The organism is Pseudomonas sp. Z1-14 (assembly GCF_051132005.1).
GTDB lineage: Bacteria > Pseudomonadota > Gammaproteobacteria > Pseudomonadales > Pseudomonadaceae > Aquipseudomonas.
Genome location: NZ_CP071646.1, coordinates 6,070,956 through 6,097,489, shown reverse-complemented (window position 1 = coordinate 6,097,489; position 26,534 = coordinate 6,070,956). Strand labels below are relative to the sequence as shown.

Sequence of the window (26,534 nt, the reverse complement as noted above, 5' to 3'; positions counted from 1 at the left end):
ATATATCAGCTTGCAGCTTGAAGCTTGCAGCTCACAGCTTTTGCGGAGCAAAACCATGATTTCGAAGGAAGGCCTTACTCACCACATTTCCGCACAGTTCAACGCTGAGCTTGAGGAAGTGCGCAGCCACCTGCTGGCCATGGGCGGGCTGGTGGAAAAGCAGGTCAACGACGCGGTGACCGCGCTGATCGAGGCCGACTCCGGTCTAGCCCAGCAAGTGCGCGAGATTGATGACCAGATCAACCAGATGGAACGCAACATCGACGAAGAATGCCTGCGCATCCTGGCCCGTCGTCAGCCGGCGGCTTCCGACCTGCGCCTGATCATCAGCATCTCCAAGTCGGTGATCGACCTTGAGCGGATCGGCGACGAAGCCACCAAGATCGCTCGTCGCGCCATCCAGTTGTGCGAAGAAGGCGAAGCGCCGCGCGGCTACGTCGAGGTTCGCCACATTGGTGACCAGGTGCGCAACATGGTCCGCGATGCGCTGGACGCCTTCGCCCGTTTCGACGCCGACCTGGCGCTGTCGGTGGCCCAGTACGACAAGATCATCGACCGCGAGTACAAGACCGCCCTGCGCGAGCTGGCGACCTACATGATGGAGGACCCGCGTTCGATTTCCCGGGTGTTGAGCATCATCTGGGTGCTGCGTTCTTTGGAGCGTATCGGCGATCATGCACGCAACATCTCGGAACTGGTGATCTACCTCGTGCGTGGCACCGATGTCCGGCACATGGGGCTCAAGCGGATGAAGGAAGAAGTTGAGGGCACCCCGTCCGAAACCGCTAATGTTCCCGGTCAAACTGACGATAAGTAAGATTGCCAAGAAAAGCGCCCGGCCTTCTGGTCGGGCTTTTTTTTGCGGTTTTTTTAATCAAAAGCAGCACCCCGCGAACGAAAAGTCCCGGCGTGACTGAAGGTTTTTGGCGATGTGCCATCAGTAAGGCGGTATGCTTGCCGGGATTTTTTAGAGGTGTATCTGGATGAGTAAGGTCAGTGTGTTGGTCGTGGACGATGCTTCGTTCATTCGTGACTTGGTGAAGAAGTGCCTGCGCAACTACTTCCCAGGCATCCGCATCGAAGACGCGGTGAACGGCAAGAAAGCCCAGGCCCTGCTGGCCCGTGAAGCGTTCGACCTGGTGCTGTGCGACTGGGAAATGCCAGAAATGTCCGGCCTGGAATTGCTGACCTGGTGCCGCCAGCAGGACAATCTCAAGGGCATGCCTTTCGTGATGGTGACCAGCCGTGGCGACAAGGAGAACGTGGTCCAGGCGATCCAGGCCGGCGTTTCCGGCTACGTCAGCAAACCCTTCACCAACGAACAGTTGCTGACCAAGGTCAAGCAGGCCTTGAACAAGGTCGGCAAGCTCGACACGTTGATGAACAGCGCTCCGACCAAGATGAATTCGGCGTTCGGCAATGATTCGCTCAGTGCCCTGACCGGCGGCAAGGCCGCTCCGGTTGCGGCGGCTGCGCCAGCGGCGAACCCGTTTGCCAAGCCCGCTGCCGCGCCTGCACCCGCTGCGGCTGTCGCTCCGGCGGCACGTGGCTTGCTCAACAGCCCGCCCGTCAAGGCACCTGCCGCGTCCGCACCCACTGCCAATCGCGGCCAAGGCCAGTTGCGCCTGTCCAGCGGCACCCAGCAATGCGTGATCAAGGCCCTGAGCCTCAAGGAAGCGCTGCTGGTGGTCAAGCGCACCGACATCCTGCCGCAAGTGCTGGAGAGCTCGGTGCTGGACATGGAGCAGGGCGACAACGCCGAAACCGCTCGTCTGAACGGCTACCTGCACGCCATCGTCGCCCATGAGCAGACCCCTGACAGCGAATGGCTGCAACTGACCTTCCGCTTCGTCGACAAAGACCCGCAGAAACTCGACTACATCTCCCGCCTGATCGCCCGCGGCACGGCGCAGAAGCACTTCGTACCGGGCGCCTGATCTGGCGGCGCCCCTCAGTCCGCTTTCGCGAGCAGGCTCGCTCCCACAGGTTTTTTGTAGGGCACAGATTTGTGTGGCCTGCACAAATCACTGTGGGAGCGAGCCTGCTCCGGGCGGCGATCCGACGAAAAGGCCATCAGCTTCAACCCGACCGCCGATCCAATTTTGAAACATCCGTCGACTACGCTGGTCCATCCCAGCTGCTAGGCTGCTTTGCAGGCCTTCATTTCGACAGAATTCTTGCCCATGCTCGTGCCGTTGCTGTTCGCCTGTGGTCTTGTCCTGGCCGCCACCCCGGCCTTGGCGATGACCATCTACAAATCCACCGACGCCAATGGCGTGGTCTCCTACAGTGACCGCCCCAGCAAAGGCTCCCAGGTGTTCGTATTTCGTGATCGCATGGTCGAGCGCCTGGAGCGCCAGGTGTTTCTCGACATCAGGAAGCAGAAGGGCGCGGACGCGGTGTACGTGCGCAATGATCTCTATGCCCCGGTGGAAATCGAGCTGAGCTTCGCCGGGTTGCGCAATGTCAGCGGAGCGCCGAGCCGGCCGATCCGCCGCGTGCTGCCTGCGCGCAGCAACCTTCGCCTGGCGCTGCTGACGGCCACCCGGCCCGGCAGGCCACTGGCTTATACCCCAAGGTTCGAATACTCCCTGGGCGACCCCGCAGGCACGGCGCAAGCTTATCGCTATCCGTTGCCCTGGCGTGGCGGGCCGTTCCGGTTGAGCCAGGGCGCCAACGGCCAATACAGCCATTACGGCCCGAAGAACCGCTACGCCATGGACATCGCCATGCCCGAAGGCACGCCTATCATCGCGGCGCGTGGCGGCGTGGTGGTCAAGACCGAGAACGAGCAGACCGGGCGCGGCACCGATCCTGCCGGCAACTTTGTGCGCGTGTTGCACGATGACGGGACCATGGGAGTCTACCTGCACCTGCAGAAGGGCTCGGTGAGCGTCCAGGAGGGGCAACGGGTCGTGGTGGGCACGCCGCTGGCGCTATCAGGCAACACCGGTAACAGCTCCGGCCCGCACCTGCACTTCGTGGTACAGCGCAACACCGGGCTGGGGTTGGTGTCGATTCCCTATCAGTTCAACCAGCCGGTGGGTGACTTGCCCAACTTTGCGTTGGGCAAGCAGTAGCTGTGTGCGGAGGCTTTTCGTGGCGAGGGAGCTTGCTCCCGCTCGGCTGCGAAGCAGTCGTCGCTTTTGGGGTCGCTTCGCGACCCAGCGGGAGCAAGCTCCCTCGCCACAGTGGGTTATGCCTTCAACTTGCGGGCAGATCGACACTCAATCGAGCATCAAAACCTTCGCCAGAATGATCTTCGGCCCTTTCATCTTCTTGATGATGATCCGCAGGCCTTCGACTTCCAGCACTTCTTCCTCTTCCGGCACCCGTTTCAGGGTTTCGTAGACCAACCCTGCCAGGGTTTCCGCTTCGATGTGGTCCAGGTCGATGCCCAGCAGGCGTTCCACCTTGAACAGCGGGGTGTCGCCGCGCACCAGTAGCTTGCCCGGCTGGTAGGCGAGGATGCCGCGCTCGGCCTTGCGGTGTTCGTCCTGGATATCGCCCACCAGCACTTCCAGAACGTCTTCCATGGTCAGGTAGCCGATGATATTGCCGTCGGCTTCCTCGACCACGGCGAAGTGCGAGCCGCCCTTGCGGAACTGCTCCAGCAGCTGCGACAACGGCATGTGCCTCGATACTCGCTCCAGCGGGCGGGTCAGTTCCGCCAGGTTGAACGATTCGGGGATGTGGTCCAGGGCCGCCAGTTCCAGCAGCAGGTCCTTGATGTGCAGCAGGCCGACGAATTCCTGGCGCTCGCTGTCGTACACCGGATACCGGCTGAACTTGTGGCGACGGAACATCGCCAGGATTTCCTTGAGCGGGGCATTGAATTCCAGCGTTACCAGGTCTTCCCGGGAGTTGGCCCAGTCCACCACCTCCAGCTCGCCCATTTCCACGGCGGAGGCCAGCACGCGCATGCCTTGGTCGCTCGGGTCCTGGCCACGGCTGGAGTGCAGGATCAGCTTCAACTCCTCGCGGCTGTAATGGTGTTCATGATGCGGGCCGGGCTCACCCTGGCCGGCGATACGCAGGATCGCGTTGGCGCTGGCATTGAGCAGGTAGATCGCCGGGTACATGGCCCAGTAGAACAGGTACAGCGGCACGGCCGTCCACAGCGACAGCAGTTCCGGTTTGCGGATCGCCCAGGATTTGGGCGCCAGCTCGCCGACCACGATGTGCAGGTAGGAAATGATGAAGAACGCGGTGAAGAACGACACGCCCTTGATCACTTCCGGCGACTGGACGCCAACCGCGCCCAGCAGCGGCTCGAGAATGTGCGCGAAGGCCGGCTCGCCGACCCATCCCAGCCCCAGGGAGGCGAGGGTGATACCCAACTGGCAGGCCGAGAGATAGGCGTCGAGCTGGCTGTGGACGGTGCGCAGAATATGTCCGCGCCAGCCGTTCTGCTCGGCGATGGCCTCGACCCGGGTCGAGCGCAGCTTGACCATGGCAAACTCGGCCGCAACGAAAAAACCGTTGAGCAAGACCAGGACCAGAGCAAAAAGAATCATGCCGAATTCGGCGAAGAGTGTAGCGAGGGACAAGCCAGGGGAAGGGTCCATGATGGAGTTTTGCAGGTTCCGTATGTTCGTATGATGGGAAATTCGGTGCCTGAAAAGGCAGGCACAAGTCAGCCAATGTAGCGGCTGACCGGGCGATTGCCTAGTGGGGAGCGCCGGCCGGCGTCATTCGTCGTGGCTGGAGTGCCGTCCGCGGACCACCTGCGCCGGGGTGAAATGGCAGGTAAACGTACTGCCATGGCCGGGCACGCTGCTGATTTCCATGCGTCCACGATGGCGCAGCAGCACATGCTTGACGATTGCCAGACCGAGCCCGGTTCCGCCAGTGTTGGAGTTGCGGCTGGAGTCGACCCGGTAGAAACGCTCGGTCAGGCGCGGCAGATGCTTGCTATCGATGCCGATGCCGGAATCGCGCACGCTCAGGTGTGCGCCTTGTTCATCGCCCCACCAGCGCACATGGATCCGCCCTTGTTCAGGCGTGTATTTGACCGCGTTGAACACCAGGTTGGAAAACGCGCTGCGCAGTTCCGCCTCGCTGCCCTTGAGTTGCACGGTCGGGTCTGCTTCAAGCGTGATGGACTGCTGCTTGGGACCGGACAACTCCTGCGCATCTTGGGCAATGAATTGCAGCAGGTCCTCGATGGGCACCGGCTGGTTGTCCGAGGGATAGTCGGTGGCTTCCAGCTTCGCCAGCAACAGGAGGTCGTTGAGCAGCGTCTGCATGCGTCCGCCCTGCTGCTGCATCTGTTGCAAGGCACGGGTCCAGCGCGGGTTCACCTCCTCGACATTGTCGAGCAGGGTCTCCAGGTAACCGCAGATCACCGTCAATGGCGTACGCAGTTCATGGGATACGTTGGCGATGAAATCCTTGCGCATCTGTTCCAGTTGATGAATGCGCGTCACGTCGCGCACCAGCATCAGGTGCTCGTTGTTGCCATAGCGGGTGATGTACAGCTGGATGCGCAGCCGATCATTGGTGGGCGACGGGATTTCCAGCGGTTCGGCGTAATTGTCTTGCTCGAAATATTCCTTGAAGCGCGGATGGCGCACCAGGTTGGTCACCGGCTGGCCGCTGTCCTGTGGCGTCTTGAGGCCCAGCAGGGTTTCTGCGGCGCGGTTCCACCATTCCAGATTGCCGTCGCTGTCGAGCATGATCACCGCGTCTTTCAGCGCGGCGGTGGATTCCTGGACGCGGTCGATCACCGCCTGCAGGCGGCCGCGAACGCGCTGGTCGCGCCGTTGCAGGTGGTAGATGCTGTCGAACACCTCGCCCCACAAGCCGTAGCCGTCGGGCGGGGCCTCGTCGGGTTGGTGCAGGCGCAGCCACTCGTGCAGGCGCAGCAATTGCTTGAGGGTCCAGGCCAGGTAAAGCGCCAGGCCCGCGGCCAGGCTCCAGCCGTAGTAGCCGGTGATCAGGCCGATCAACAGGCAACCGGTCACCAGCAACAACATGTGGCGGATCAGGGTGCCATGCCAGTTTTGATTCACTTGAGCGCGCGTCCTTGTCAGCTTGTCGGGCGGTAAGGGCTCGGGTCAGGCCTTTGTCGAAAAACGATAACCGGTGCCGCGCACGGTTTGTACCAGATTCTCATAGGCGTCGCCGAGGGCTTTGCGCAAGCGCCGGATGTGCACATCCACGGTGCGCTCCTCGACGTACACGTTGCCGCCCCAGACCTGATCCAGCAGTTGCCCACGGGTGTAGGCGCGCTCCTGGTGAGTCATGAAGAACTGCAACAGGCGATATTCGGTCGGGCCCATCTCGGCGGGCTTGCCATCGATGGTCACGCGGTGGCTGATCGGGTCCAGCAGCAGGCCGCCAACTTCAATCGGCGCTTCGCCATCGGTCGGCCCGGCACGACGCAGCACGGCCTTGAGGCGCGCCACCAGCTCCCGAGGGGAAAACGGCTTGGTGATGTAATCGTCGGCACCGACTTCCAGGCCCTGGATCTTGTTGTCTTCTTCGCCCTTGGCGGTGAGCATGATGATCGGGATGTCACCCGTCAGCTCATCGCGCTTGAGACGCCGGGCCAGCTCGATGCCGGAGGTGCCTGGCAGCATCCAGTCCAGCAGGATCAGGTCGGGCTTGCGATCGACGATGATGGCGTGGGCCTGTTGAGAGTTTTCTGCTTCCATGCAGTCATAGCCGGCCATCTCCAACGCAACGGCGATCATCTCGCGGATGGGCGCCTCGTCGTCGACGATCAGAATGCTCCTGCCAACCATGGGGTAATCCTCTTGTCATTTAACTGTCTTGCGCCGCATTAGATAACGGAATTATTGCAGTCGTGTGACAGTTATTTCCCCGGACGGCAGCAGAGGCGATCTTGGGCTAGGCTTTTGGGTCCGAATCCTGACAACTGCAAAGGAAGGTTTCCATGGCTTATTACATTCAATCCATCAAGGCGTTGGGGCTGGTGGCTGCGCTGGCGTTGCCAGGAATGGCGCTTGCGGCTGGCGAACCGGCTATGGTCAAGGATGGCGTGCTGGTCGATCACAAGGGCATGACGTTGTACACCTACGACAAGGACGACGGAGGCAAGTCGGTATGCAACGATAAATGCGCCGAAAACTGGCCACCGCTCAAGGCTGAAAGCACCGCGACTCCTGCGGGCGAATGGACCGTGATCACCCGTGACGACGGCGCGTCACAGTGGGCCTATGACGGCGATCCGCTGTACACCTTCGTCGGCGACAAGAAGGCAGGGGATAAGACCGGTGACGGCAAGGGCGGCGTCTGGAAAATCGCCAAGCCCGACTGACCAGCACCAAACCGCTCTTCGTGGCGAGGGAGCTTGCTCCCGCTGGGCTGCGAAGCGGCCCCAAAAATCTTGCGGTCGCTACGCAACCGAGCGGGAGCAAGCTCCCTCGCCACAGGGTTCTTCTTCATCCCAAACCCAGCGCTCGGCCACAGAACTCATCGCAACCCGTAATCCAGCACAATCCCGACAAAAATCGCCAACCCGGCCCAGTGGTTGTGCAGGAACGCCTTGAAACAACGCATCCGGTCCCTTCCGCGGGTGTACCAGAACTCCCAGGCAAAGCACGCGGCGGCGGCCACGAGGCCCAGGTGGAACCATCCCCCCAGCTTGAACTGAGCCCCGGCCAGCAGCAGGCAGCCCAAGGCCAGGCCTTGCAGCGTCAAGATGATGACCCGATCGGCATCGCTAAACAGGATCGCCGTGGATTTCACTCCAATCTTCAGGTCGTCGTCCCGGTCGGTCATCGCGTAGTAAGTGTCGTAGCCCACCGTCCACAGCAGGTTGGCAATGTACAGCAGCCATGCGGCGGCCGGCAGATGGCCGGTTTCGGCGGTGAAAGCCATCGGCATGCCCCAGGAAAACGCCGCGCCCAGCACCACTTGCGGGTAATAGGTGTAGCGCTTCATGAACGGGTAACTGAACGCCAGCGCCAGTCCGCCCAAGGACAACAGAATCGTCGGCGCATTGGTGCACAGCACCAGCAGGAAACTCACGCTCATCAAGACCGCGAAGAACACCAGGGCTTCCTTCGAGCTGATCTTGCCGCTCACCAGCGGGCGCTGCTCGGTGCGTTTGACGTGGCCGTCGACCTTGCGGTCGGCCCAGTCGTTGATCACGCAACCGCCGGCACGGGTCAGCACTACGCCCAGCACAAAAATCACGATGTTGGCCAAGGACGGCGAGCCTTCGCCGGCAATCCACAGCGCCCACAATGTCGGCCACAGCAACAGGTAGATGCCGATGGGCTTGTCCATGCGGGTCAGTTGCACGAAGTCCCAGGCCCGCGGATTGAGGCGGTTCAAGGATTTGAGCAGTTGCACGTACATCAGCAATTCTCCGAATAGGCGCGAGCGACGGTCCACAGTGGCGGCAGGAAAATCTCCGCCACCAGCACGCTCAACGCACCGCGATCGAAACGCGAGCGACGGCCCCACAACGCGTGGGCGCGAACCTCGGGTGGCAACCATTCGCTCGGGTAGTGGCACACCTCGATCGCCCGGCGCTGGAATGCCTGGTCGCAAAACAGCAGCTCACCCAGGGAGCGGCTGCCCAGTGCGTCCATCTGCAAACCGTCGCCCTGCAACGCGCTGCGTGCCGCCACGCTGCGGGCGAACACCCATGGTTGATCATGGCCGCGCAGGTAGACTTCGCGCACCCAGCCTTCGCTGCCCTCGGCCAGGTCCAGCGCGGCACACTCGTCGGCGCGCAACGGCTGCCAGCCCTCCAGCAGGGGTGTCACGCTGAAGTGGTCATCCGACAGGCCTGTAAGGCGCCGGGTCAGGGAGCCCTGGTCGAACAACCAGTCGAGCACGCAGGCATCGGGACGGGGCGACAGCAGGTGCTGGGGCAGCCATCGAAGTGTAGGAAATATCGAATTTGTAGGCGGCACAAGGGTCTTGAAATGGCAGCGAATGAGGTCGCGAGCTTACCATGCCGGTCGGCGATTTTGGCCGAGCCAGGGCGCCGCTGCGCCGATCCCGCTTGCATCTGTCGCGACCGATCAGTACAAAACGGCCCTGAGCCGGAAAATACCGGCCAAGGCCTGACATCTTGAGGAAGTATCGGAATGAAAAAGTGGCAATGTATCGTCTGTGGCCTGATCTACAACGAAGCTGACGGTTGGCCCGACGATGGCATCGCGCCCGGCACCCGTTGGGAAGATGTGCCGGCGGACTGGCTGTGCCCGGACTGCGGCGTCGGCAAAGTGGATTTCGAAATGATCGAAATCAACTGATCGTTTCATCAAACGGAGAGCAACATGAGCGCACCTGTCGTCATCGTCGGTACCGGCCTGGCTGGCTATAACCTGGCCCGGGAATTTCGCAAGCTCGACAGCGAAACCCCGTTGCTGCTGATTACCGCGGACGACGGCCGCTCCTACTCCAAGCCGATGCTCTCCACGGGGTTCGGCAAGAACAAGGACGCCGATGGCTTGAGCATGTCCGAGCCGGGCGCCATGGCCGAGCAGTTGAAGGCCGAAGTGCGCACCCACACGCGCATCAGCGGCATCGACCCGGGCCACAAACGCCTGTGGATCGGCGAAGAAGCGGTAAATTATCGCGACCTGGTCCTGGCCTGGGGCGCTGAAACCGTGCGCGTGCCGGTGCAGGGCGATGCGGCGGACCTGATCTTCCCGATCAATGATCTCGAGGACTACGCACGTTTTCGGGCCGCCGCCGCTGGCAAGCGCCGGGTGCTGCTGCTCGGTGCCGGCCTGATCGGCTGCGAATTCGCCAACGACCTGGTCCTCGGCGGCTACGAAGTGGAACTGGTGGCCCCCTGCGAGCAAGTCATGCCGACGCTGCTGCATCCAGCCGCTGCCGCAGCGGTGCAGGCCGGGCTGGAAAGCCTTGGCGCACATTTCCACTTGGGGCCGGTGCTCAACCGTCTGCAACGTGTGGCCGACGGATTGGAGGCGCATCTGTCGGATGGCCAGGTGATTCCCTGCGATCTGGTGGTCTCGGCCATCGGCCTGCGCCCGCGCATCGACCTGGCGGCTGCCGCCGGGTTGGTGGTCAATCGCGGCGTGGTGGTTGATCGTCAGCTGAAAACTTCCCACGCCAATATCTACGCTTTAGGCGATTGTGCCGAAGTCGATGGCTTGAACCTGCTCTACGTCATGCCGCTGATGAGCTGCGCCCGCGCCCTGGCCCAGACCCTGGCTGGCAACCCGACCGCTGTCAGCTACGGCGCCATGCCGATCACTGTGAAAACCCCGGTCTGCCCGCTGGTGGTATCGCCACCACCACGGGGCAGCGAAGGCGCGTGGAGCGTCGAAGGGGAGGGCGCCGACATCAAGGCCCTGTGCCGCGACGCCCATGGCAATCTGTTGGGCTACGCCCTGACCGGTACGGCGGTGATGGAGAAACTGGCGCTGAACAAGCAGCTTCCGGCACTGCTGGCGTAAATACCGGTCGCTCTGTCGCATATGCCCTGCTTTTCCGGCCACAAACGCCCGCCGGACACTGGCGCCGGTTGCGGCCCCGTGCCATCCTCACTCCGGTCTGCCGCAGAGTAGAGCCTGCGGCGCCTTAGGGGTTGTTCCGAAGAGAACAGCACGGACATAACAACAAAAAAATCGTCAAAGGGGCTTCATTCATGCGTAAACCAGAACTCGCCGCCGCCATTGCGGAAAAAGCGGACCTCACCAAAGAACAAGCCAACCGCGTCCTCAACGCTGTTCTCGAAGAAATCACCAGCGCCCTGCATCGCAAGGACAGCGTTACTCTGGTCGGCTTCGGCACCTTCCTGCAACGCCACCGCGGCGCCCGCACCGGCAAGAACCCACAAACCGGCGAGCCGGTAAAAATCAAGGCCAGCAACACGGTTGCGTTCAAGCCAGGCAAATTCCTGAAGGACAGCGTTAACCCATAATTGCGCCGACTACCTCGGTCGAGGAAAGCAAGCGGCAACAAAAAGGCATACCGATGAAGTCGATATGCCTTTTTTACGTCCGTGACAAACCCCATGGTCAGGAAGCTTTAGCCCTAGCCCAGCAGTTTGTTCGCAAGCGCCAGGTCGAACTGCTTGTTTCCGAATATTGATTTGGTCGCCAGAGCTTTCTTGAGCACATCTGAATCCAGACCCAGACCGTTTTTTTGCGCTGCAAAGAGAATCGTCAGGAACGGGAATGCGTAGTTGTCAGGCTCGGCCAATACATCATCAATCAATGCAGGCATGCCGAGAATGCAGTGCTCTGCCTTGGACAGGTAAAACTTTTCGAGCCGTTCGCTTATTTTGTTGACGGTTGCGCTGAGGGTCTGGGGAGACGGGGTTCTGATGATGCCTCCCAGTTCGTCACCGAATTGTTTCGTCTCTTCCGACAAGGAACTCTTCGACAAAAATGACGCGTTCAACAACCGACTCTGGTAGGGCGGCGATTGCTCTTTGCAGAAGCTGAAAGCCTCGCATGCATGGATCTCCAACCCAGCGTAATAACCATCGGCTTTGGTCAGGTGCTGAATGTAGATTTCCCCAAGCTTTTCCTTGGCTTTGAACAGACCAATTTTATTTTTGCTGGCCTTCAGATCCAGGTGTGGTGACGTTTTGTTTTTCAGCGTCGCCAGTAACTCCACTTCCACATTTTTGCGAATTTCTTGGCTCATCGTAATCACTTGTAAATTAAAAGATTGAAGGTGGCATTGTGCTGTGCGCCTTTGCCGCCTAGCGGTACGCCAGGCTTGCCTTTGGTATCAACCTTGAACGATCCCTTCGTGCCGGCGGACGGTTTGATCGTGCCCCCACCCAGATGTTGCGTAGTGTTGGCCGGCTTGGTCATGTCAAAGACTTTTGAATCGGTCTGGTTGGGGGTCAGTTTCCCGGTGCCGTGCTTGACTTCAAATACGTGCAGTTTTCCACGTTGGTCTCTGGCGACAAAGTCGGCGCGAATACGTTTACCGTTGACCTTCATGGTGACTTCCTCCGCGACGATCTTGAACTTGTTGCGCTTGAGATCGTTGATCGCCTTGGTTCGGCCTTTATTGCCACTGACTGCGCTTCGGCAAGCCCATCCCCATGGATCGATCCAGGTCAGGGGGTTTGGTGCATATTGGTAAAGGTTCAATCCTCCCAGCCACCCGATCGGATCCGGCGTGGTAAACCGCCCTATATCCGGATCATAAAACCTGAACGTATTGAAATGCAGCCCGGTTTCCCGGTCCAGGTACTGCCCCTGGAACCGCAGGTTCTGCTCTTCGATGTAATACGGTTCGCGAACCTCCTCAAGCGTGTTGCCCCACACCCGATACGTGGCCTGCCAGACGGAGTGCCCATCGGCTTCGGTAAGTTGTTCCGGCAAGCCGTTGAGGTCGTTGTGGTAGTAGCGGATCTTTTGCAGCGGGCCGCTGCCGTCGACGCGGGCCAGCGGCTCGTAGCCGTCGTCTTCGTAAAGATAGAGGCTGGTTTGCTGGTGGCGATGTTCCTGCAGCAGGCGCAGCCCGTCCCAGGTGAAGCGGGTTTCGCCCAGCGGGTAGCCGTGGCTGTCGTGCTCGGCTTTTTCGATGCGCCGGCCCAGCGGGTCGTAAGTCATCCTGACTACGCTGCCGTTGTCGTTGCGCACTTCGATCAAACGGCTTTCGGCATCGTAGGCGAAGCGTTGCAGGCCGCGGGTGGCGCTGCGTTTCTCGATCAGCCGGCCGAAAGCGTCGTAGCGGTAGCGCTTGTCCTGATAGGTCAGCAGCTTGTTGTGCACCACCAGTCCGGCGCCGGGCGCCGGGCCGTCCAGCAGGTTGGCGGCGGCGTCGTAGGCAAAGGTCTCGCGCTGGCCGTGCAGGCTGTCCTGGCTGGCGATGATGCGACCGGTGGCGTCGTAGTGCAGCAACTGGCGCTGCTGAGTGGCGGGTTGCTGGTCGAGCTTGCCGATCAGGTTGTCGGCGGGGTCGTATTCAAAGTGTTTCTGCACCGCCGCCGGCAACAGCGCGGGCTGACTGCTGTGGCGACGTTGACGGGCGCGCAGGCGGCCGCTGCGGTCGTATTCGCTGCGGGTGCTGATTTGCCCTTGGGTGCGCAGCACCTCGCGATGCAGGCGATCGCGTTCGAAATCGCTGATGACCTGGCCGTCGAGGTTGATCTGGTGCAGGTGACCGCTGCCGTAGTATAGCCGATTGACCCAGCGGCCATCGGGCAGTTGGCTCTGGATCAGGTTGCCCAGTTCATCGTAGTGGTGCCGGAGGCTGCCGGCGGCGCTGTTTTCGGCGAGCAGCTGGCCGAGGGCATCGTAGGCGAAACTCAGGGACTGCGCGGCGCCTTGCAGGTCAGTGAAGGTAACGGCGGTGAGCTGGTCCAGCGGATCATAGGTATATTCGGTGCGGCCATCATCGGTGACTTTGGCGATCAACCGGCCCGCGGCGTCGCGTTCCAGACGGTGGACGACAGGCGCCGGTGATGTTTCGGGAACCTGCGCCAGGCCGCTGCCGTGAGCCGCCGGAACAGCCGTCACCCGCGCAACGTTGTCCAGCCGGTCATAAGCGTAGCGCTTGGCGCTGCCATCCAGGTCCTGCTGTTCGACCAGCCGATCCGCGGCATCCCAGGCGAACCGATAGCTTTCGCCGTTCTCGTTGATCAGCGCTTGCAGCCGGCCGAAGCTGTCGTAGGCAAACTGCACCTGCCGGCCCTGGGCGTCGATGCGTTGGCGCACCTGGCCGCGGCGGTTGTGCTGGTAATGCGTGGTGTGCCCGGCCGGGTCGGTGTGGCCGGTGAGCTGGCCGGCGCTGTCGCGCTGGTAGTGCTCGGTGCGACCATCCGGCAGTTGGCTGCCGAGCAGGCGCCCTTGGGCGTCATAACTGAATCGGGTGCGCTCGCCGAGGGCGTCGGTGAGGGTTTGCAGATAGCCGCGCGGGTCATAACTGAAACGCGTCGGGTAGCCCGAGCAGTCGATGTGTTCCACCAGTTGCCCGAACGGGTTCCAGCGCAGCTTCTTGCTCTTGCCGGTGGCGTCGATGATTTCCACCACCTGGCCGTGGGTGTCGTAACGGTAGCGGGTGACATGGCCCAGCGGGTCGGTTTCGGCGACACAGTTGCCGCGCTGATCGTAGCGGTATTTCCAGCTGTTGCCGGCGGCATCGGTTTCCACCAGTGGCAGCGCCCAATGCTCGAGCCAGAGGGTAGACTCGCTGCGTCCCAGTGGGTCGGTTTCGCCGATCAGGTTGCCGGCCTCGTCGTAACTGAAATGGTACTGGCCGCCTTGCGGGTCGGTGGCGCTGAGCAACTGGCGTTCGTCGTTCCACTCGAACAACCAGGTCTGGCCGAGATTGTCGGCGAACCGGGTGATCTGGTGCTGGCTGTTCCAATGCCGGATGCTGATGCGTTGCAGGCTGTCGGTGATACGCGTTATGCCGGCCGTGAGGTCGTAGTCGAACTGGTAGGCGTCGCCTTCGTCAGTCCAGTGGCGGACCACGCGCCACTCCTGGTTTTCGATCAAGGCCCATTCGTAGAAGCAGCGCAGGCCGGCAGGCAGTTGATGTTCGACCATCCGCTGCCCGGCGTCGTAGCTGAACCGCCGCTGCACCTGGCCGCCAGCGTCGCGCACTGCGGTGAGGTTGCCCGCCGCATCGTAGGCGTAGCTGACCAGCACTTCGCGCTGCTGGTCGGGGTAGAGGCGTTCGATCCGACTGACGCGTTCGTTTTCGCGAGTCAGCTCGACCTGGAGCAAATCAAACGTATCGCGCAGCCGCACCAGGCGGCCAGCTTCGTCATAGTCGAGATGGATGCGATTGTCGTTGCGGTCACCCAACTGGCTCAAGCGCAGCCGCGATGAGTTTCCAGGCGTCGGTTCGAACAAACGGTACAAGCCGTCGTCGCTTTCGATCAGCAGTTGTCCGCTTACATTGCGCCGCACCGCGAGGCCTTCGCCGGGGCTGAACACCGCGCCGCCCAACGGGATCGAGCCCATGTCGATGGGGCGGGCCTGTTCGTCGGTATACAGCAGGGTCTCGCCGCCGTCGGGGTGGGGCAGGATGTCGACCTGAACCTCGTAGGAAACGCTCCAGCCGGCGCCGAACAATCCGTCGCGGCGTTCGTCACGGCTGTTGTAGAAACGCTGCCAGTCAATCGGCAGGATGCCAGGCAACACGAAGTCCAGTTCTGCATCGCCGCCCAGCACCTTGGCCCCCGTGGCAGCATGCACCGGGTTCGACGAGCCCATGGCGGCGTTAGCCGCGGCATTGGCCGCGCTGCTAGCGGCCATGGACACCGCGCCGCCCACCAGCATGCAGGGCAACTTGCTGAAAAACTTGCCCTTGCCGCCCTTGAGCATCAGCAATGCCGTGACCGCCAGCCCCACGCCCGGCGTCTTGCCGCTGCGGATCTCGCGCACCGCCACCGAGCCACCACCAATGGTGACGTTGGGCGAAATCAGCCCGGACGACACGACCTTGGCATCGCAAGTACTACGGTCGCCGCTGCGCACGGCGGGCTGGCCGTTGATGGTGACCTTGTCCGAGCCCTCGGCCATGAACTGCGGTGGCATTGGCGGGTGCTTGGTACACAGCACCAGGTCTTCCGGCTTGGGCACCGCGCCCGGCGCGGGCGTGGCGACGGTGGGGCGCCACATCTGCGAAAAGAACGCCCCGGCCATGTCCAGGTAGCTGGGCTCTTCTTCAGGCTCAGGGGCTTCGAGCTCCGTACCGGCGGCGGCAACGTGAGACTCGATTGCCCCGGCCGCACGGGCCGCGCGAATGTTGTTAGTGAAGGTATCGTCGGAGCCGGTGAGGATATTGGCCTGCACCGTGGGCGGGAAAAGGGCGTTGCCGATGCCCTCGCATATATTGCTCAGGCCCTTGTCGGCTCCGGTCTTGCTCATCGCCAGGCCAACCACGGTGCCCACCACCAGACCGAGCACGAAGCAACCCAGCCCGCCGGTAACCACGGTAATGCCCGTGGCCGCGACCACCGCGGCGGTCGCCAGGGCGGTGATCGCAATGTTCGCCGCCACCTCCAGTACGCCGCCAAGTATGTCGGCCATCATTGAGGTGTGGTCCAGCGCGTCGCCCAGGCGGGCGGCCCAGAGCGCATCAGACATGCCGCGGGCTCATGCGCGCGGAGCGTTCGACAGCTATGGTTTCAAGCGATATGAAGCCTTCCATTGCGCCCCTTCCCTGTGGGTGATGGCTCGCTGACCAAGGCTACGCCAAGGCGTCTGATCAGCTTCGATTTCATGAGGCAATCGGCGGGTCGTATGTTAACCACGGCAGGCGCTTCCTGTCGCTTTCGCCAAGGACTTTTTTTGTCAAATGATCGCATCGATATCCAGCGTATAAGGCTGACCGATGACGTACCCATGAGCACCATGGACCAGCTCGATATCGGTCCCGGCCGCAGGCGCCATGGCCAGTTGTTCAGCCACGCGATTTTCCGGATGGGCCTGCCAGCGGGTCAGGTGTTGCGCCAGTTGCTCAGGGTGTTCGGACAGGCTGCCGTAAACGTCTTGGTCGCTGACCAACGTGGTGTGCAGCCCTCTGAGGCGAGCCCGTGTGGCGTGCACCTTGTCGACCTCACGGGCGAGGGCATCGATGATCGGTTGGTGGGTGCGCTCGTAGCCATCTGGACGCACGATCAACTGTCTGTTTTCGTTACGCAACTGCCGAGTGATCTGTTCCAGCGCATTTTCGATGCATTCGTATTCACGCTGTGTCACCAGAGGGCTCTTCGACTCCAGAGCTTCCTGCCAGCGGCGCAGGGTTGCCCAGCACGCAGGAAGATAGCTGGAGGTCATGAGGTGGTTACCGGCCTGAAAGAGCTGGGCGGTGAACTTCGCCCGGTCCGGCAAGCCACGTCTCTGCTCCAAGGCCAGCTCGCAAGCGGCATGTTGCGTGAGGGTGTCGCAGCCTGGCGTCCAGAGGATCGACAACCGCTCCTGACGACCGAACTCCACGGGCAGGAAATGGCGCAAGGTGCCGTGGTGTTCATAGGACTCGCCCGTCCAGTTGTAGATGCCGGCCACGAACACTGAAAAGCCGGCCGGTACGTTGGCGAACATCAGCGCGAAACCCGTGCCATAGACACTCGCGTTGGTGTCCATCCAACTGCCCGGTACGCTGGGTATCGGGTCGTTGTGGTTGACCATGCGGTAATGCACCAGGGGGGCGGCATTTTCGACGAAGGCCGCGTCGGCGGCGCGAGGGGCACCGTAGGTGTAGAGTTGGATGTCGTAGCTGAATCCTTCCCTCAGACGTAGCATTTCTGCAAGCAGCAATGCCACGGCGCCGCCCAGGCTGTGGCCACAGATCAGCAGTTTCTGACCGGCATAAAACCTTTCCAGGTAATCAATTACGAAGGCAGCAGCTTTTTTGGCTGCTCCGTAAAACCCCTGGTGCACCTTACCGTCACCTTCCTCAAAGGGAACCTGGAGCGCGTCGGCGTCACGCAGGCCATCGGCAAGCATCTGCGCTGTGCCGCGCACTGCAATCAGGATTACTTCGTCGTTGTGAGTGATGAAAGCTTGGGTATCGGTGCTTTCTTCTTTTGCAGTGTCATCGAGAAAATGGACCTTGGCGGGATGCTCCTGCTTCACACCCAGTTCCGGATTGTTCATAGGGTACAGAGCAGGGTCGAACGGGACGATTTCCAGTCGCTTGGAGTAGGGCACATCCTCATACAAGGGGTAATGGTGTTTTACCTGTCCCGGGTCAACCTTCCAAAGCTCCTCGGACTTGGCCAAGGCATCGCCGAACCAGTTGCCCACGCTCGGTTGCTCGGGAAAACTCACCGATAAGTGTATTGGAGCCTCGCCGGGCTTCTGGCCGAAGGGGCAGTAACTCAAGGTCGCCATGAGCGCCAACTGGTACAGGTTGAGCGCGCAGAATTGCGGAGTGATGGACAGCATGGGCCGCAAGGCCCGCAGCGGGCGCACTTCCAACACGGTATGCAGTTGAGGCATCAACGCTACGCCAGTCTCGCCAGACTTTCCCATGAGCCGTGCCGGCCCCTGATTGGTTGGGTAATGTCGGTACACCCGCGGCGGCAGATGGGCGACATGCTCGACCAGGTCGCGCACCTCCACCTGGAAGAACTGACCGGCGCAGGCTTGGGCGGGGTTCTCTCGGGGGCTGGTGGCGTTGTCGTTCAGGTAGCGGGTTTGTTCGGCGCGGACTTGGAGTTCGGTGATTTTGAGCGGGTAATGCGGCCTTGTTTGTAAGAACGAATACGCCTTTTCGAGCCCTTCATAGTGCTGGTCAAAAGACAGAGTAATCGGGCCGGCAAAATGGTTGCTGATCTTGCCCATCCCCGTCGCATCGAGATTGCCGCGGTACGTTTGCCCTTCCGAATCGATGACGCGGTAAGCTAGCCATGCATAAGGCTCGCCGGAGCCAAACTCGTCAACCAGCTGGAAGCTGGTCCACCGGCCTCCGGCAGGACACGCGAGAATACGACTGCCCAGACGGGACTGAAAGTCCGTTTTCGATAACGTCATGCATTGAATTCCTTATTCGGTACAGCCTGGGTAGAGGGTGCATTGCTGCCCATCCGGCATTTGAAAACCGCTGAAGTCCTTGTAATTGCCGTAACAGAAGGCGTAGTGGTCTTCGAAGTTATCGCCCATGCAGCGTTTCCAACCGTTTGGCACTTTTACCCACGTATCACCGATGGCGGGTCTTTCCTCGTCTGCCAACTTGATCTTCATCCTCACCGTTTTCCCCGGCAGTTGATCAAGCGTGAACGCCGAAAAAGGCCGACCGTTTCCAACGTCGCCCTTTGGGTTGGTTTTTTTTGCAATCGAGGATTTTTACGATGCGTCGTTTGGCCCCCGAGGTGCGGAACAGCCACTGGCATTGGCCGTGGAAGATGCTCTCCCCCGTCTTGCTGAAGGTGCCCTTGTATTGCTCCTCCAGCTCATCACGTATAACCACGTTGGCAGTATCTCGACTGGAATCGAGCCAATGCGGGCCGTAGATAGAGCTAATTTCAAGCTCGATACGACTGACCACCAGCGGACAGCCGCTGCGAGTTCTACGGATAAGAATTTCGGCAATGGGTTTGTCCTTGCTCTTGAACACCGGTGCCTTGTTGTATTTTTTCTCGACGGTGCAGGTTTCCCCAGGAGCGGGGACGTAATACACCGCCGCCTCATAGGCAAAGCCAGGCGGCAAATCACCCGTAAAAGTAAATGTGTCTGGTTGTCTGTCGGCACATCCCGCAGTGATTGCCATGCAGCAGCCCAGGCATGTGCCCCGTAAGACCCGTGTCATGGCGATGCTTCTCCTTGCCAGAAGTCCACCATCAACCGCACCCGTTCAAAATGCTCCTCAGGGCTCTCGCCTTGGCGTGCTTGCCACTGCGTCGGCGTCCGTGTTGGCGTTTGCAGGCGCTGGGCCAGGAAAAAAGCCAGTTGTTCGGGCGCCAACCAGTTCCATGCTTCGGCCTGGTCGAGGGTGGCATGCAACCAGGCGTCCGGGTCCTCGTGTTCGGCGAGCTTCGCGTAGGCGTCCAGGTGCTCGGCCAATAAAAAGCGTCGGGCATTGATCCGGCGCGTTGCTCGTGCTTGCTGTTCGGGTATGGGGACTTGCAACCAAAGCAGCACCTCTGGCACCGGATGTGTCCCGGGGGAGGGATTGTCGATGTGTTCCCAGCGGTCACCTTGCCAATAGCACACGCTATTGGCCGGACCGAGATAGGCGGCATGCGCTTCGACTGGCAGATACGCAAGCGCCCGGGCCAATACCCGGTTGTCGTGGAAGCGATACACCGCTTGATGAGGACGCTCCCCAACAATCAATCGTTCGCGCCAGTGCCCGACTAACTGGGGGAGGTGGCCCTTGGGGAGGCTGGCGAGCCAACCCCAATGACTGTCCGGTCGATTGAGCAACTCCTGGAGATTTTTATCGTTGGGGTTATCGAAGGTGAAGACAAACGGCCCGACCTCGCTGAGATCGGCAATCAGGGTTTTGCTGTAGACGCTCAGATATTGATCGGGTCGACTGTTCTTGATCAGGGCCTGGAGCATCGGTTGTTCGCCGTCCGCATCCAGGATCACACACAGGGCATGGCCGAGGCGGAGGTGTTCAAGCAGCCACTGCCGAGGTTGGGTATCGTTCATGCGGCTATGGGCTCCATCGGGCATGCGCCCTCGCGGCAGGCTTCGCAAAGGGGGCAGAAATCCGCTCCGGCGACCTTGCTGGTTGTCATCAGGGCGCGTTGGGTGGGCGCAAGCGTGGGCGGCAGGTTGAGCAGCGTAGCCAACGGGTCGATCGACCCTGGATCGAATGCTGCGGCACGTGCAGCGGGAAGCGGGGCGCCACCCAATTGGATTGCGCTACTGCTGAAAATGCCGCCATGGCCGATCACGATATGCTCGCCTCCGGCACTCAGGCTGAGCGTCGCTCCCGCTTCCAGGACCAGATGAGCACCGGCTTTTATATGCACCTGCTGGCCGGCCTCGACGACCAGCGCCTGGTCCGCGTGGGTATGGCGATTGGCAACGTGCAGGTAGTCGTTGGCTTTTACCTGGACCGTGCGATCGGCAGCGATGGTCCGGTGTTCACTGGCTTGCAGCACCGTGGTGCTGTTGCCCTTGATGTTTTCTCGACGTTCATTGCCGATCTCCAGTCGGCTGTCATGCTCGATCTTCTGCTCCATGTCGCGCTGGGCTCGGAGGTAAATCAGCTCCTGCCCCGCGCGGTCTTCCAGCTGTAGCTCATTGAAACCTCGGCCACCCGGTGAGCTGCGGGAACGAAACACCGTTCGGGTCTTTTGTGCGGGCAACTGATAGGGCGCGGCGTTGCTGCTGTTGACCAGGCAACCGCTGATCAGAGGTTTGTCTGGATCGCCTTCCAGGAAGGTCACCAGTACTTCCATGCCTACCCTGGGGATGGTGACTGCGCCGAAGCCGTTCCCGGCCCAATTGGACGCCACCCGCAGCCAGCAGCTGCTGTTTTCACTGGTATCGCCGGCGCGATCCCAGAAGAACCTGACCTTGACCCGGCCGTACGCGTCGCAATGGATTTCTTCGCCTTGCGGACCGGTAACGATAGCCGTCTGGCTTCCGGACATTCGCGGTTTTTCATGAGCCCGTGGTGAGCGAAAAATCGAATCCCACGGCGTGGCGACAAAGCTGTTCCGGTAGCCTTCGCTCTCAGGGCGTCCGATGTCGTCGTCCAGGCCTTCCTCCAGCACTTGCGACTGGCTGCCTTCATGATGCAACTCGGTCAACAGCCACAAGTCGTTCAACTCCGGGCGCGGGTGCTCACTTAACATCAGGAAATGGCCGGACACCAATTCTGGCTGATCACTTGTACCCTCGGCCCTGCGATAGTCGGCGCGATGGCTTTCAAAGGCCCGCCGGGTCAATCGCTTCCCATGCTCCTGTTGGATGAAACCCCCGGGGTAGTCATAAGCCTCCAGGTCCGGTCGGATTTTGTTGATCGCTGGCTGGTAGTCCTGTTCGAGGGTGAACGTTGATTTCTCAAAATCATAATCACGACGAGTAACCCTGCTGGCCCGGGTTTCCAGCCGCACATCGAAACGTTGTACAACCGGCTCCTCGCCCAGCAGGCCGTTGCCTTGTTTATAAGCCGTGGGACGATCAAGCCTCTGGAATACGGTCTGGTCATCGCCAAACACCAGGTGATGGCCCGACTTACTATGCTGGAAATGGTAGTGCAGGCCTTCTTCCTGACACAGGCGCGCGATGAAAGCCAAGTCCGATTCGTGGTACTGGACACAGTAGTCACGCGGTGAATAGCTCGTACCCAGTCGGAAGCTATAGGCGTCAGCCAGTATTCCATATTCCTTGAGAATTGAAGAAATGATCTCGGGAACAGTGATTTGCTGAAAGATGCGTTGATTGGTGCGGTACTGCAAATAAGCCAGCCTGGGCGTCAGTTGCACGTTGTAATGAGCCAGGCGTTTTGCGGAGTCGCGTTGAGTTACGCGGTGGATCTGTCCATGGACGCCACAGTCCTTTGCGTTAAACCCAAGAAACGCCTGCTTGTGCAAGAGTTTCTCGAGGTCCAGATTCTTTCGTTCGCTGACCAGTTCTATATCGAACAGATAAGGGGTACTGATTGCTTCGCGACCTTCGAATTTCAGTACCTTAAGATCACGCCCGAAGTCCTCGATATCAAGGTGAAACGTTGGAAACGCGTGATGAGTGGGCATGCTCCGTTCCTTCGCAATGGGCTGGCTTCCCTTCATTGAAGCAAGCCAGAGGACTACCGCACTCCATTACGATGAAAAAAGACGGGTATGTAAGAATTTTCTAAATTAAGCGTAGGTAGAAATCATTCGTCTCAATTCTGCTTCGAATGGGTATGTTAAAAGTTAGAAAAAAATAGTAGGGCTCTAGGGGTTGTAGTTTGAGTGCTAAAGATTTCTTTGATTAATACCGTATTTAGAGAAGTTTCCTACATTTTTATTTTTAGAACCTTGGCATGCTTCGCGTCGAACGGATAGCGGTGCATGAGCCAAATCCGCTTGCATAAGTTATCGCTGATGAAAAAATTCTGACGGTTACGTCAAAACTAGTGTTGATGGCTTGCCGCGGATTAATAAAGCTGAGCAAATTTTGAAGGCATACATGTCTTACTCTGAAAAACTCTCTGCCCATTATCTGGTCCTTGCCAGTTGTCCCGTTTCCAGCGAAAACTTCGCGGGGGTAGATGTGCGTTTTTCAGATGAATATGAAGTTTTGGAACGCGAGCTCGGCAAAGCCCAGTCGATGCATGAGAACGGCCAGATCGACTGGCTGAAGGTCCTTGAAAAAAGTGAAGCCCTGCTGCGTACCCAGTCAAAAGATTTGCGAGTGGCCGCCTGGCTGACCTGGGCGTTGTACCAGCGTGAGTCGTTCCAAGGGTTGCTAGCCGGCCTCGGGCTTTTGCGACACCTGTGCAAGAACCATTGGCTTGAGCTCCACCCGGTCAAGACCCGAACCCGTGCCGCCAGTTTTCATTGGTTGGTGCCTCGCCTGGAGCAGGCGTTAAGTGAAGATGTCGCGATAGGCAAGCAACTGCCGTTGTTCCGTCATCTGGCAGAACAACTTGAAGACCTTGATGCCGTCTTCACCACTCATCTCGGCAATGACGCGCCTTTGGTATTGCCGCTGTGCCGACGTCTCAAGGGCATGATCCAGCGTGTGACCAGTGGCCAGCCGCAGCCTGGATCTGTCGGGACGATGGTGGCTCAAGTAAAGCAAGCCGCTACCCAACTGCTCGCTTCCGGTGCTCCGATCGAAAACGAAAGGGATGCCCACAAGGTGTTGCGGGCTCAGCAGGAGAGCGCTCGTACGTTATGCGCCTGGTGGCTCAAGCAAAAAGTGACGGATGCGCGCGCGCTGCGCCTCAACCGCACCTTGCTCTGGTTGGGCATCGACGCGGTGCCGGAGCGCAATGCCGAACAGGTTACCCAGCTACGCAGGCTTCCGGTGGATAAGCTCAAGGCTTATCAGGACAGACGCGAGCGGGGCGAGTACGCGGACCTGCTGGTAGAGATCGAGACCAGCCTGACAAAGGCGCCGTTCTGGTTCGACGGTCAGCGGCTCGCATGGGAGTGTCTTCAAGGGTTGAATGCCGAATCGGCCATGCGCGAGGTAGAGGTCCATTTCGCACTATTCATCCATCGCCTTCCGGGCGTCGTCGAGCTGCGCTGGCACGACGGCGAGCCGTTCGCCGACCCGGCCACCCGGGCCTGGATCGCTGCGCAGGTCATGCCTCGCCTGGAACGCCCCAACACTGCGCCACGAGTCGAGACCATCGATAACCAGGCGCCTTGGGAGCTGGCCCTGGAAGAAGCCGGATCAATCCTGATCGTGGACGGCCTCAAGCCTGCCGTTCAGTTTCTCAGGCAAGGGATGCAAACCGCTGAGGGTGCGCGGGCGCTTTTCCTTTGGCGGTTCTCATTGGCTCGCTTGTGCTTCTCGGCCAAGAAATACGAGCTTGCCAAGGTCCAGCTAGAAGCGCTGAACCAGGCGTTGCAAGACGCGGGCTTGAATGCCTGGGAGCCCGATCTCGAGCTACAGGTCCTGCATCTGCTGCATCACTGCTGTGAGTTATTGCCCCAGAACCACCTCGTTCGCGAGCGCAAGGATGAAACCTACCGCAGGTTGTGTCATCTCGACCTGGAACGGGTCATCGAATAGGCCTGCAGGCCTCTAATCGCAAGGAGAAAAGTCATGGCCAAAGAAGGCTCTGTAGCCCCCAAGGAACGCATCAACGTCACCTTCAAGCCTGCTATCGGAGGGGGCCAGGAAGAGATCGAACTGCCCCTCAAACTGTTGGCAATCGGTGACTACATCCATCGCAAGGACGAACGCAAGATCGAGGACCGCAAACCGATCAGCATCGACAGGATGACCTTCGACGAAGTATTGGCCAAGCAAGAGCTGAGCCTGCTCCTGAGCGTACCGAACCGCCTCCAGCAAGAGACCGATACCGACGAGCTCGCCGTACAACTGCGCTTGCGTTCGATGAAGGATTTCAACCCGGCGAACCTGGTCGACCAAGTGCCTGAACTCAAGAAGTTGATGGAGCTGCGAGATGCGCTGGTGGCACTCAAAGGGCCGTTGGGCAACGCACCGGCGTTTCGCAAGGCCATAGAAGGCGTGCTTGCCGACGATACATCCCGCAGTCGCGTGCTGGATGAACTGGGCCTGGCTGCCTCAGCCCCGGACGTATGATTCTCTCTCAGCCAAGGAAGTCGCCATATGAATAATCACGCAGCGCAGCACCGAGATAGCGGCGAGTACAGCATTCTCGAAAGCATCATCGCTCAAACGCGCCTGACGCCTGAAGACGACGCCTATGACATTGCCAAGCGAGGCGTGTCGGCATTCATCGAAGAGCTTCTCAAGCCGCAGAACAGCGGCGAGCCAGTCAAGAAAGCCATGGTTGACCGCATGATCGCCGAGATCGACTCCAAGCTCAGCCGCCAGGTGGACGAGATCCTCCATCACGCCGACTTCCAGGCATTGGAGTCGGCGTGGCGTGGCCTGCAGCTATTGGTTGATCGCACGGATTTTCGCGAGAACATCAAGATTGAGATGCTCAATATTTCCAAAGACGATTTGCTGGATGATTTCGAAGACTCGCCGGAAGTCATGCAGTCGGGTTTGTACAAACACATCTACACCGCCGAATACGGTCAGTTCGGCGGCCAGCCGGTCGGGGCGATTATCGCGAACTATTTCCTGTCTCCCGGATCCCCCGATGTGAAGCTGATGCAGTACGTAGCCAGCGTGGCGTGCATGTCCCATGCGCCCTTCATCGCTGCGGCCGGTCCAGGATTTTTTGGTCTGGAAAGCTTCACTGGCCTGCCAGACCTCAAGGACCTCAAAGGGCATTTTGAAGGTCCGCAATTCGCCAAATGGCAAAGTTTTCGTCAATCGGAAGACGCACGTTATATAGGCCTTACCGTGCCGCGGTTCCTTTTGCGTACACCCTATGATCCGCAGGAAAACCCGGTCAAATCGTTCGTCTACAAGGAAACCGTTGCCAATGACCATGAGCATTATTTGTGGGGCAACACGGCGTACGCATTCGGCACTCGGCTCACCGATAGCTTTGCCAGGTTTCGCTGGTGCCCGAACATCGTCGGCCCCCAGAGCGGCGGCGCGGTTGAAGATCTGCCATTGCACCACTTTGAAAGCATGGGCGAGATCGAAACCAAGATCCCGACCGAAGTGCTGGTCTCCGACCGTCGCGAATACGAGCTGGCCGAAGAAGGCTTCATCTCACTGACCATGCGTAAAGGTAGTGATAACGCTGCGTTCTTCTCCGCCAGTTCCGTGCAGAAACCGAAATTCTTTGGCATCAGTGCCGAAGGCAAGGCGAGCGAGTTGAACTACAAACTCGGTACGCAACTGCCTTACATGATGATCGTTAACCGTCTGGCTCATTACTTGAAGGTACTGCAGCGTGAGCAGCTCGGCTCGTGGAAAGAACGCACCGACCTTGAGCTGGAGCTGAACAAGTGGATCCGCCAATACGTCGCCGACCAGGAGAACCCGAGCTCCGAAGTCCGTGGCCGGCGGCCGTTGCGTGCGGCCCAGGTCATCGTTACAGACGTGGAGGGTGAGCCGGGCTGGTATCGCGTCAGCCTGAATGTCCGCCCACACTTCAAGTACATGGGCGCCGATTTCACCCTGTCGCTGGTCGGCAAGCTGGACAAAGAGTAAACGGAGCTCGCGCCATGACTGGATACGGCAGCCTTTTCGAACGCTTGAATGGCGATACCGAAGCACGCTCGGGATTGAGTCGCGATGCCTGCGCCGGAGCGTCCGTGGCTGCCCATTTGGCAAAAATGCTTTGCACCCGAGCGGGCAGCGCACAAACCGCAGCCGATTACGGATTGCCCGACCTCAACGATATGCGGCTGAGTTTGCACGACGCCCGTGGTCAGGCCTGTCGTGCGATCCAGGCCTCTATCGAGGCTTACGAGCCGCGCCTGAGGAATGTCTGTGTCGTTTCAGCGCCCAATGACGCCGACCAGCTCCGCCTGTCTTTTCGCATTGACGCCTTTCTGGAAGTGGAAGGCTTCAGGGGAGCGGTGAATTTCTCCGCATGCCTGGACGGCAATGGCCAGATCAAGGTCATTCAAGGATAGA

23 protein-coding genes are annotated in these 26,534 nt (G+C 60.0%); 11 read left to right on the top strand and 12 right to left on the bottom strand.

The genetic code is table 11. The features are described 5' to 3' along the window. Positions 1 to 55 precede the first annotated feature (55 nt). From phoU to J3P89_RS27860, 3 genes are all read left to right on the top strand, one after another. The gene (gene phoU, locus J3P89_RS27870) at positions 56 to 817 is read left to right on the top strand and encodes a phosphate signaling complex protein PhoU (RefSeq protein ID WP_072397242.1); all 762 of its coding nucleotides are present in this window, start codon (positions 56 to 58) and stop codon (positions 815 to 817) included. 166 nt (positions 818 to 983) lie between these two features. Next, positions 984 to 1,937, top strand: coding sequence for a response regulator (locus J3P89_RS27865; protein WP_434696288.1), 954 nt, complete (start codon positions 984 to 986; stop codon positions 1,935 to 1,937). A 246-nt stretch (positions 1,938 to 2,183) separates the two neighbouring features. Continuing rightward, entirely contained in the window at positions 2,184 to 3,080 is an 897-nt protein-coding gene (locus tag J3P89_RS27860) for a peptidoglycan DD-metalloendopeptidase family protein (RefSeq protein ID WP_434626772.1), read from the top strand. 147 nt (positions 3,081 to 3,227) lie between these two features. Here J3P89_RS27860 and J3P89_RS27855 read toward each other — a convergent pair whose 3' ends face one another. The 3 genes from J3P89_RS27855 to phoB form a co-directional block, all read right to left on the bottom strand. After that, a complete protein-coding gene (locus J3P89_RS27855) occupies positions 3,228 to 4,568 on the bottom strand; it encodes a hemolysin family protein (RefSeq protein WP_434696287.1) in 1,341 nt (446 codons plus the stop codon). Positions 4,569 to 4,691: 123 nt separating this feature from the next. Continuing rightward, complete coding sequence (gene phoR / locus J3P89_RS27850; protein WP_434698069.1) at positions 4,692 to 5,978, bottom strand: phosphate regulon sensor histidine kinase PhoR; 1,287 nt, start codon at positions 5,976 to 5,978, stop codon at positions 4,692 to 4,694. Positions 5,979 to 6,059: 81 nt separating this feature from the next. Beyond that, positions 6,060 to 6,749, bottom strand: a complete 690-nt coding sequence (gene phoB / locus J3P89_RS27845; protein WP_003177195.1) for a phosphate regulon transcriptional regulator PhoB — start codon at positions 6,747 to 6,749, stop codon at positions 6,060 to 6,062. A gap of 152 nt (positions 6,750 to 6,901) precedes the next feature. Here phoB and J3P89_RS27840 point away from each other — a divergent pair, with 152 nt between their 5' ends. Continuing rightward, entirely contained in the window at positions 6,902 to 7,285 is a 384-nt protein-coding gene (locus J3P89_RS27840) for a COG4315 family predicted lipoprotein (RefSeq protein WP_434696286.1), read from the top strand. Positions 7,286 to 7,440: 155 nt separating this feature from the next. On the opposite strand, the gene ubiA is transcribed toward J3P89_RS27840, so the two are convergent. Together ubiA and J3P89_RS27830 are read right to left on the bottom strand one after the other, a co-directional pair. Then, positions 7,441 to 8,331, bottom strand: coding sequence for a 4-hydroxybenzoate octaprenyltransferase (gene ubiA / locus J3P89_RS27835; RefSeq protein ID WP_434696285.1), 891 nt, complete (start codon positions 8,329 to 8,331; stop codon positions 7,441 to 7,443). Then, entirely contained in the window at positions 8,331 to 8,894 is a 564-nt protein-coding gene (locus tag J3P89_RS27830; RefSeq protein ID WP_434696284.1) for a chorismate lyase, read from the bottom strand. The genes ubiA and J3P89_RS27830 overlap by 1 nt, the downstream gene beginning before the upstream one ends. 177 nt (positions 8,895 to 9,071) lie before the next feature. Here J3P89_RS27830 and J3P89_RS27825 point away from each other — a divergent pair, with 177 nt between their 5' ends. From J3P89_RS27825 to J3P89_RS27815, 3 genes are all read left to right on the top strand, one after another. Continuing rightward, on the top strand, positions 9,072 to 9,239 hold the full coding sequence (locus J3P89_RS27825) for a rubredoxin (RefSeq protein ID WP_434696283.1): 168 nt from the start codon (positions 9,072 to 9,074) through the stop codon (positions 9,237 to 9,239). Between the two features lie 24 nt (positions 9,240 to 9,263). Further along, the gene (locus J3P89_RS27820) at positions 9,264 to 10,412 is read left to right on the top strand and encodes an NAD(P)/FAD-dependent oxidoreductase (protein WP_434696282.1); all 1,149 of its coding nucleotides are present in this window, start codon (positions 9,264 to 9,266) and stop codon (positions 10,410 to 10,412) included. Positions 10,413 to 10,603: 191 nt separating this feature from the next. Then, positions 10,604 to 10,879 carry an HU family DNA-binding protein gene (locus J3P89_RS27815; RefSeq protein WP_065758133.1) on the top strand — a complete coding sequence of 92 codons (276 nt, stop codon included), beginning with the start codon at positions 10,604 to 10,606 and terminating at the stop codon, positions 10,877 to 10,879. 113 nt (positions 10,880 to 10,992) lie between these two features. On the opposite strand, the gene J3P89_RS27810 is transcribed toward J3P89_RS27815, so the two are convergent. The 7 genes from J3P89_RS27810 to J3P89_RS27780 form a co-directional block, all read right to left on the bottom strand. Continuing rightward, entirely contained in the window at positions 10,993 to 11,610 is a 618-nt protein-coding gene (locus J3P89_RS27810; protein ID WP_434696281.1) for a hypothetical protein, read from the bottom strand. 5 nt (positions 11,611 to 11,615) lie between these two features. Continuing rightward, complete coding sequence (locus tag J3P89_RS27805) at positions 11,616 to 16,022, bottom strand: RHS repeat-associated core domain-containing protein (RefSeq protein ID WP_434696280.1); 4,407 nt, start codon at positions 16,020 to 16,022, stop codon at positions 11,616 to 11,618. Positions 16,023 to 16,229: 207 nt separating this feature from the next. Then, complete coding sequence (locus J3P89_RS27800; protein WP_434696279.1) at positions 16,230 to 18,413, bottom strand: lipase family protein; 2,184 nt, start codon at positions 18,411 to 18,413, stop codon at positions 16,230 to 16,232. A 12-nt stretch (positions 18,414 to 18,425) separates the two neighbouring features. Continuing rightward, complete coding sequence (locus J3P89_RS27795; protein ID WP_434696278.1) at positions 18,426 to 18,623, bottom strand: hypothetical protein; 198 nt, start codon at positions 18,621 to 18,623, stop codon at positions 18,426 to 18,428. Between the two features lie 25 nt (positions 18,624 to 18,648). Further along, positions 18,649 to 19,149 (bottom strand): hypothetical protein, encoded by a 501-nt coding sequence (locus J3P89_RS27790; RefSeq protein ID WP_434696277.1) that lies wholly within the window; start codon positions 19,147 to 19,149, stop codon positions 18,649 to 18,651. 35 nt (positions 19,150 to 19,184) lie between these two features. Further along, the gene (locus J3P89_RS27785; RefSeq protein ID WP_434626753.1) at positions 19,185 to 20,036 is read right to left on the bottom strand and encodes a DUF4123 domain-containing protein; all 852 of its coding nucleotides are present in this window, start codon (positions 20,034 to 20,036) and stop codon (positions 19,185 to 19,187) included. After that, the gene (locus tag J3P89_RS27780; RefSeq protein ID WP_434696276.1) at positions 20,033 to 22,096 is read right to left on the bottom strand and encodes a type VI secretion system tip protein VgrG; all 2,064 of its coding nucleotides are present in this window, start codon (positions 22,094 to 22,096) and stop codon (positions 20,033 to 20,035) included. The genes J3P89_RS27785 and J3P89_RS27780 overlap by 4 nt, the downstream gene beginning before the upstream one ends. Before the next feature lie 418 nt (positions 22,097 to 22,514). Here J3P89_RS27780 and tssA point away from each other — a divergent pair, with 418 nt between their 5' ends. The 4 genes from tssA to tssE are packed head-to-tail and all read left to right on the top strand — an operon-like array spanning position 22,515 to position 26,533. Beyond that, positions 22,515 to 24,071: a type VI secretion system protein TssA gene (gene tssA / locus J3P89_RS27775; protein WP_434698068.1), complete on the top strand. Its 1,557-nt coding sequence runs from the start codon at positions 22,515 to 22,517 to the stop codon at positions 24,069 to 24,071. A 33-nt stretch (positions 24,072 to 24,104) separates the two neighbouring features. Then, entirely contained in the window at positions 24,105 to 24,608 is a 504-nt protein-coding gene (gene tssB / locus J3P89_RS27770; RefSeq protein WP_434696275.1) for a type VI secretion system contractile sheath small subunit, read from the top strand. A 27-nt stretch (positions 24,609 to 24,635) separates the two neighbouring features. Next, entirely contained in the window at positions 24,636 to 26,105 is a 1,470-nt protein-coding gene (gene tssC, locus J3P89_RS27765) for a type VI secretion system contractile sheath large subunit (protein WP_434626747.1), read from the top strand. Between the two features lie 14 nt (positions 26,106 to 26,119). Beyond that, on the top strand, positions 26,120 to 26,533 hold the full coding sequence (gene tssE / locus J3P89_RS27760) for a type VI secretion system baseplate subunit TssE (RefSeq protein WP_434626745.1): 414 nt from the start codon (positions 26,120 to 26,122) through the stop codon (positions 26,531 to 26,533). Position 26,534: the final 1 nt, after the last annotated feature.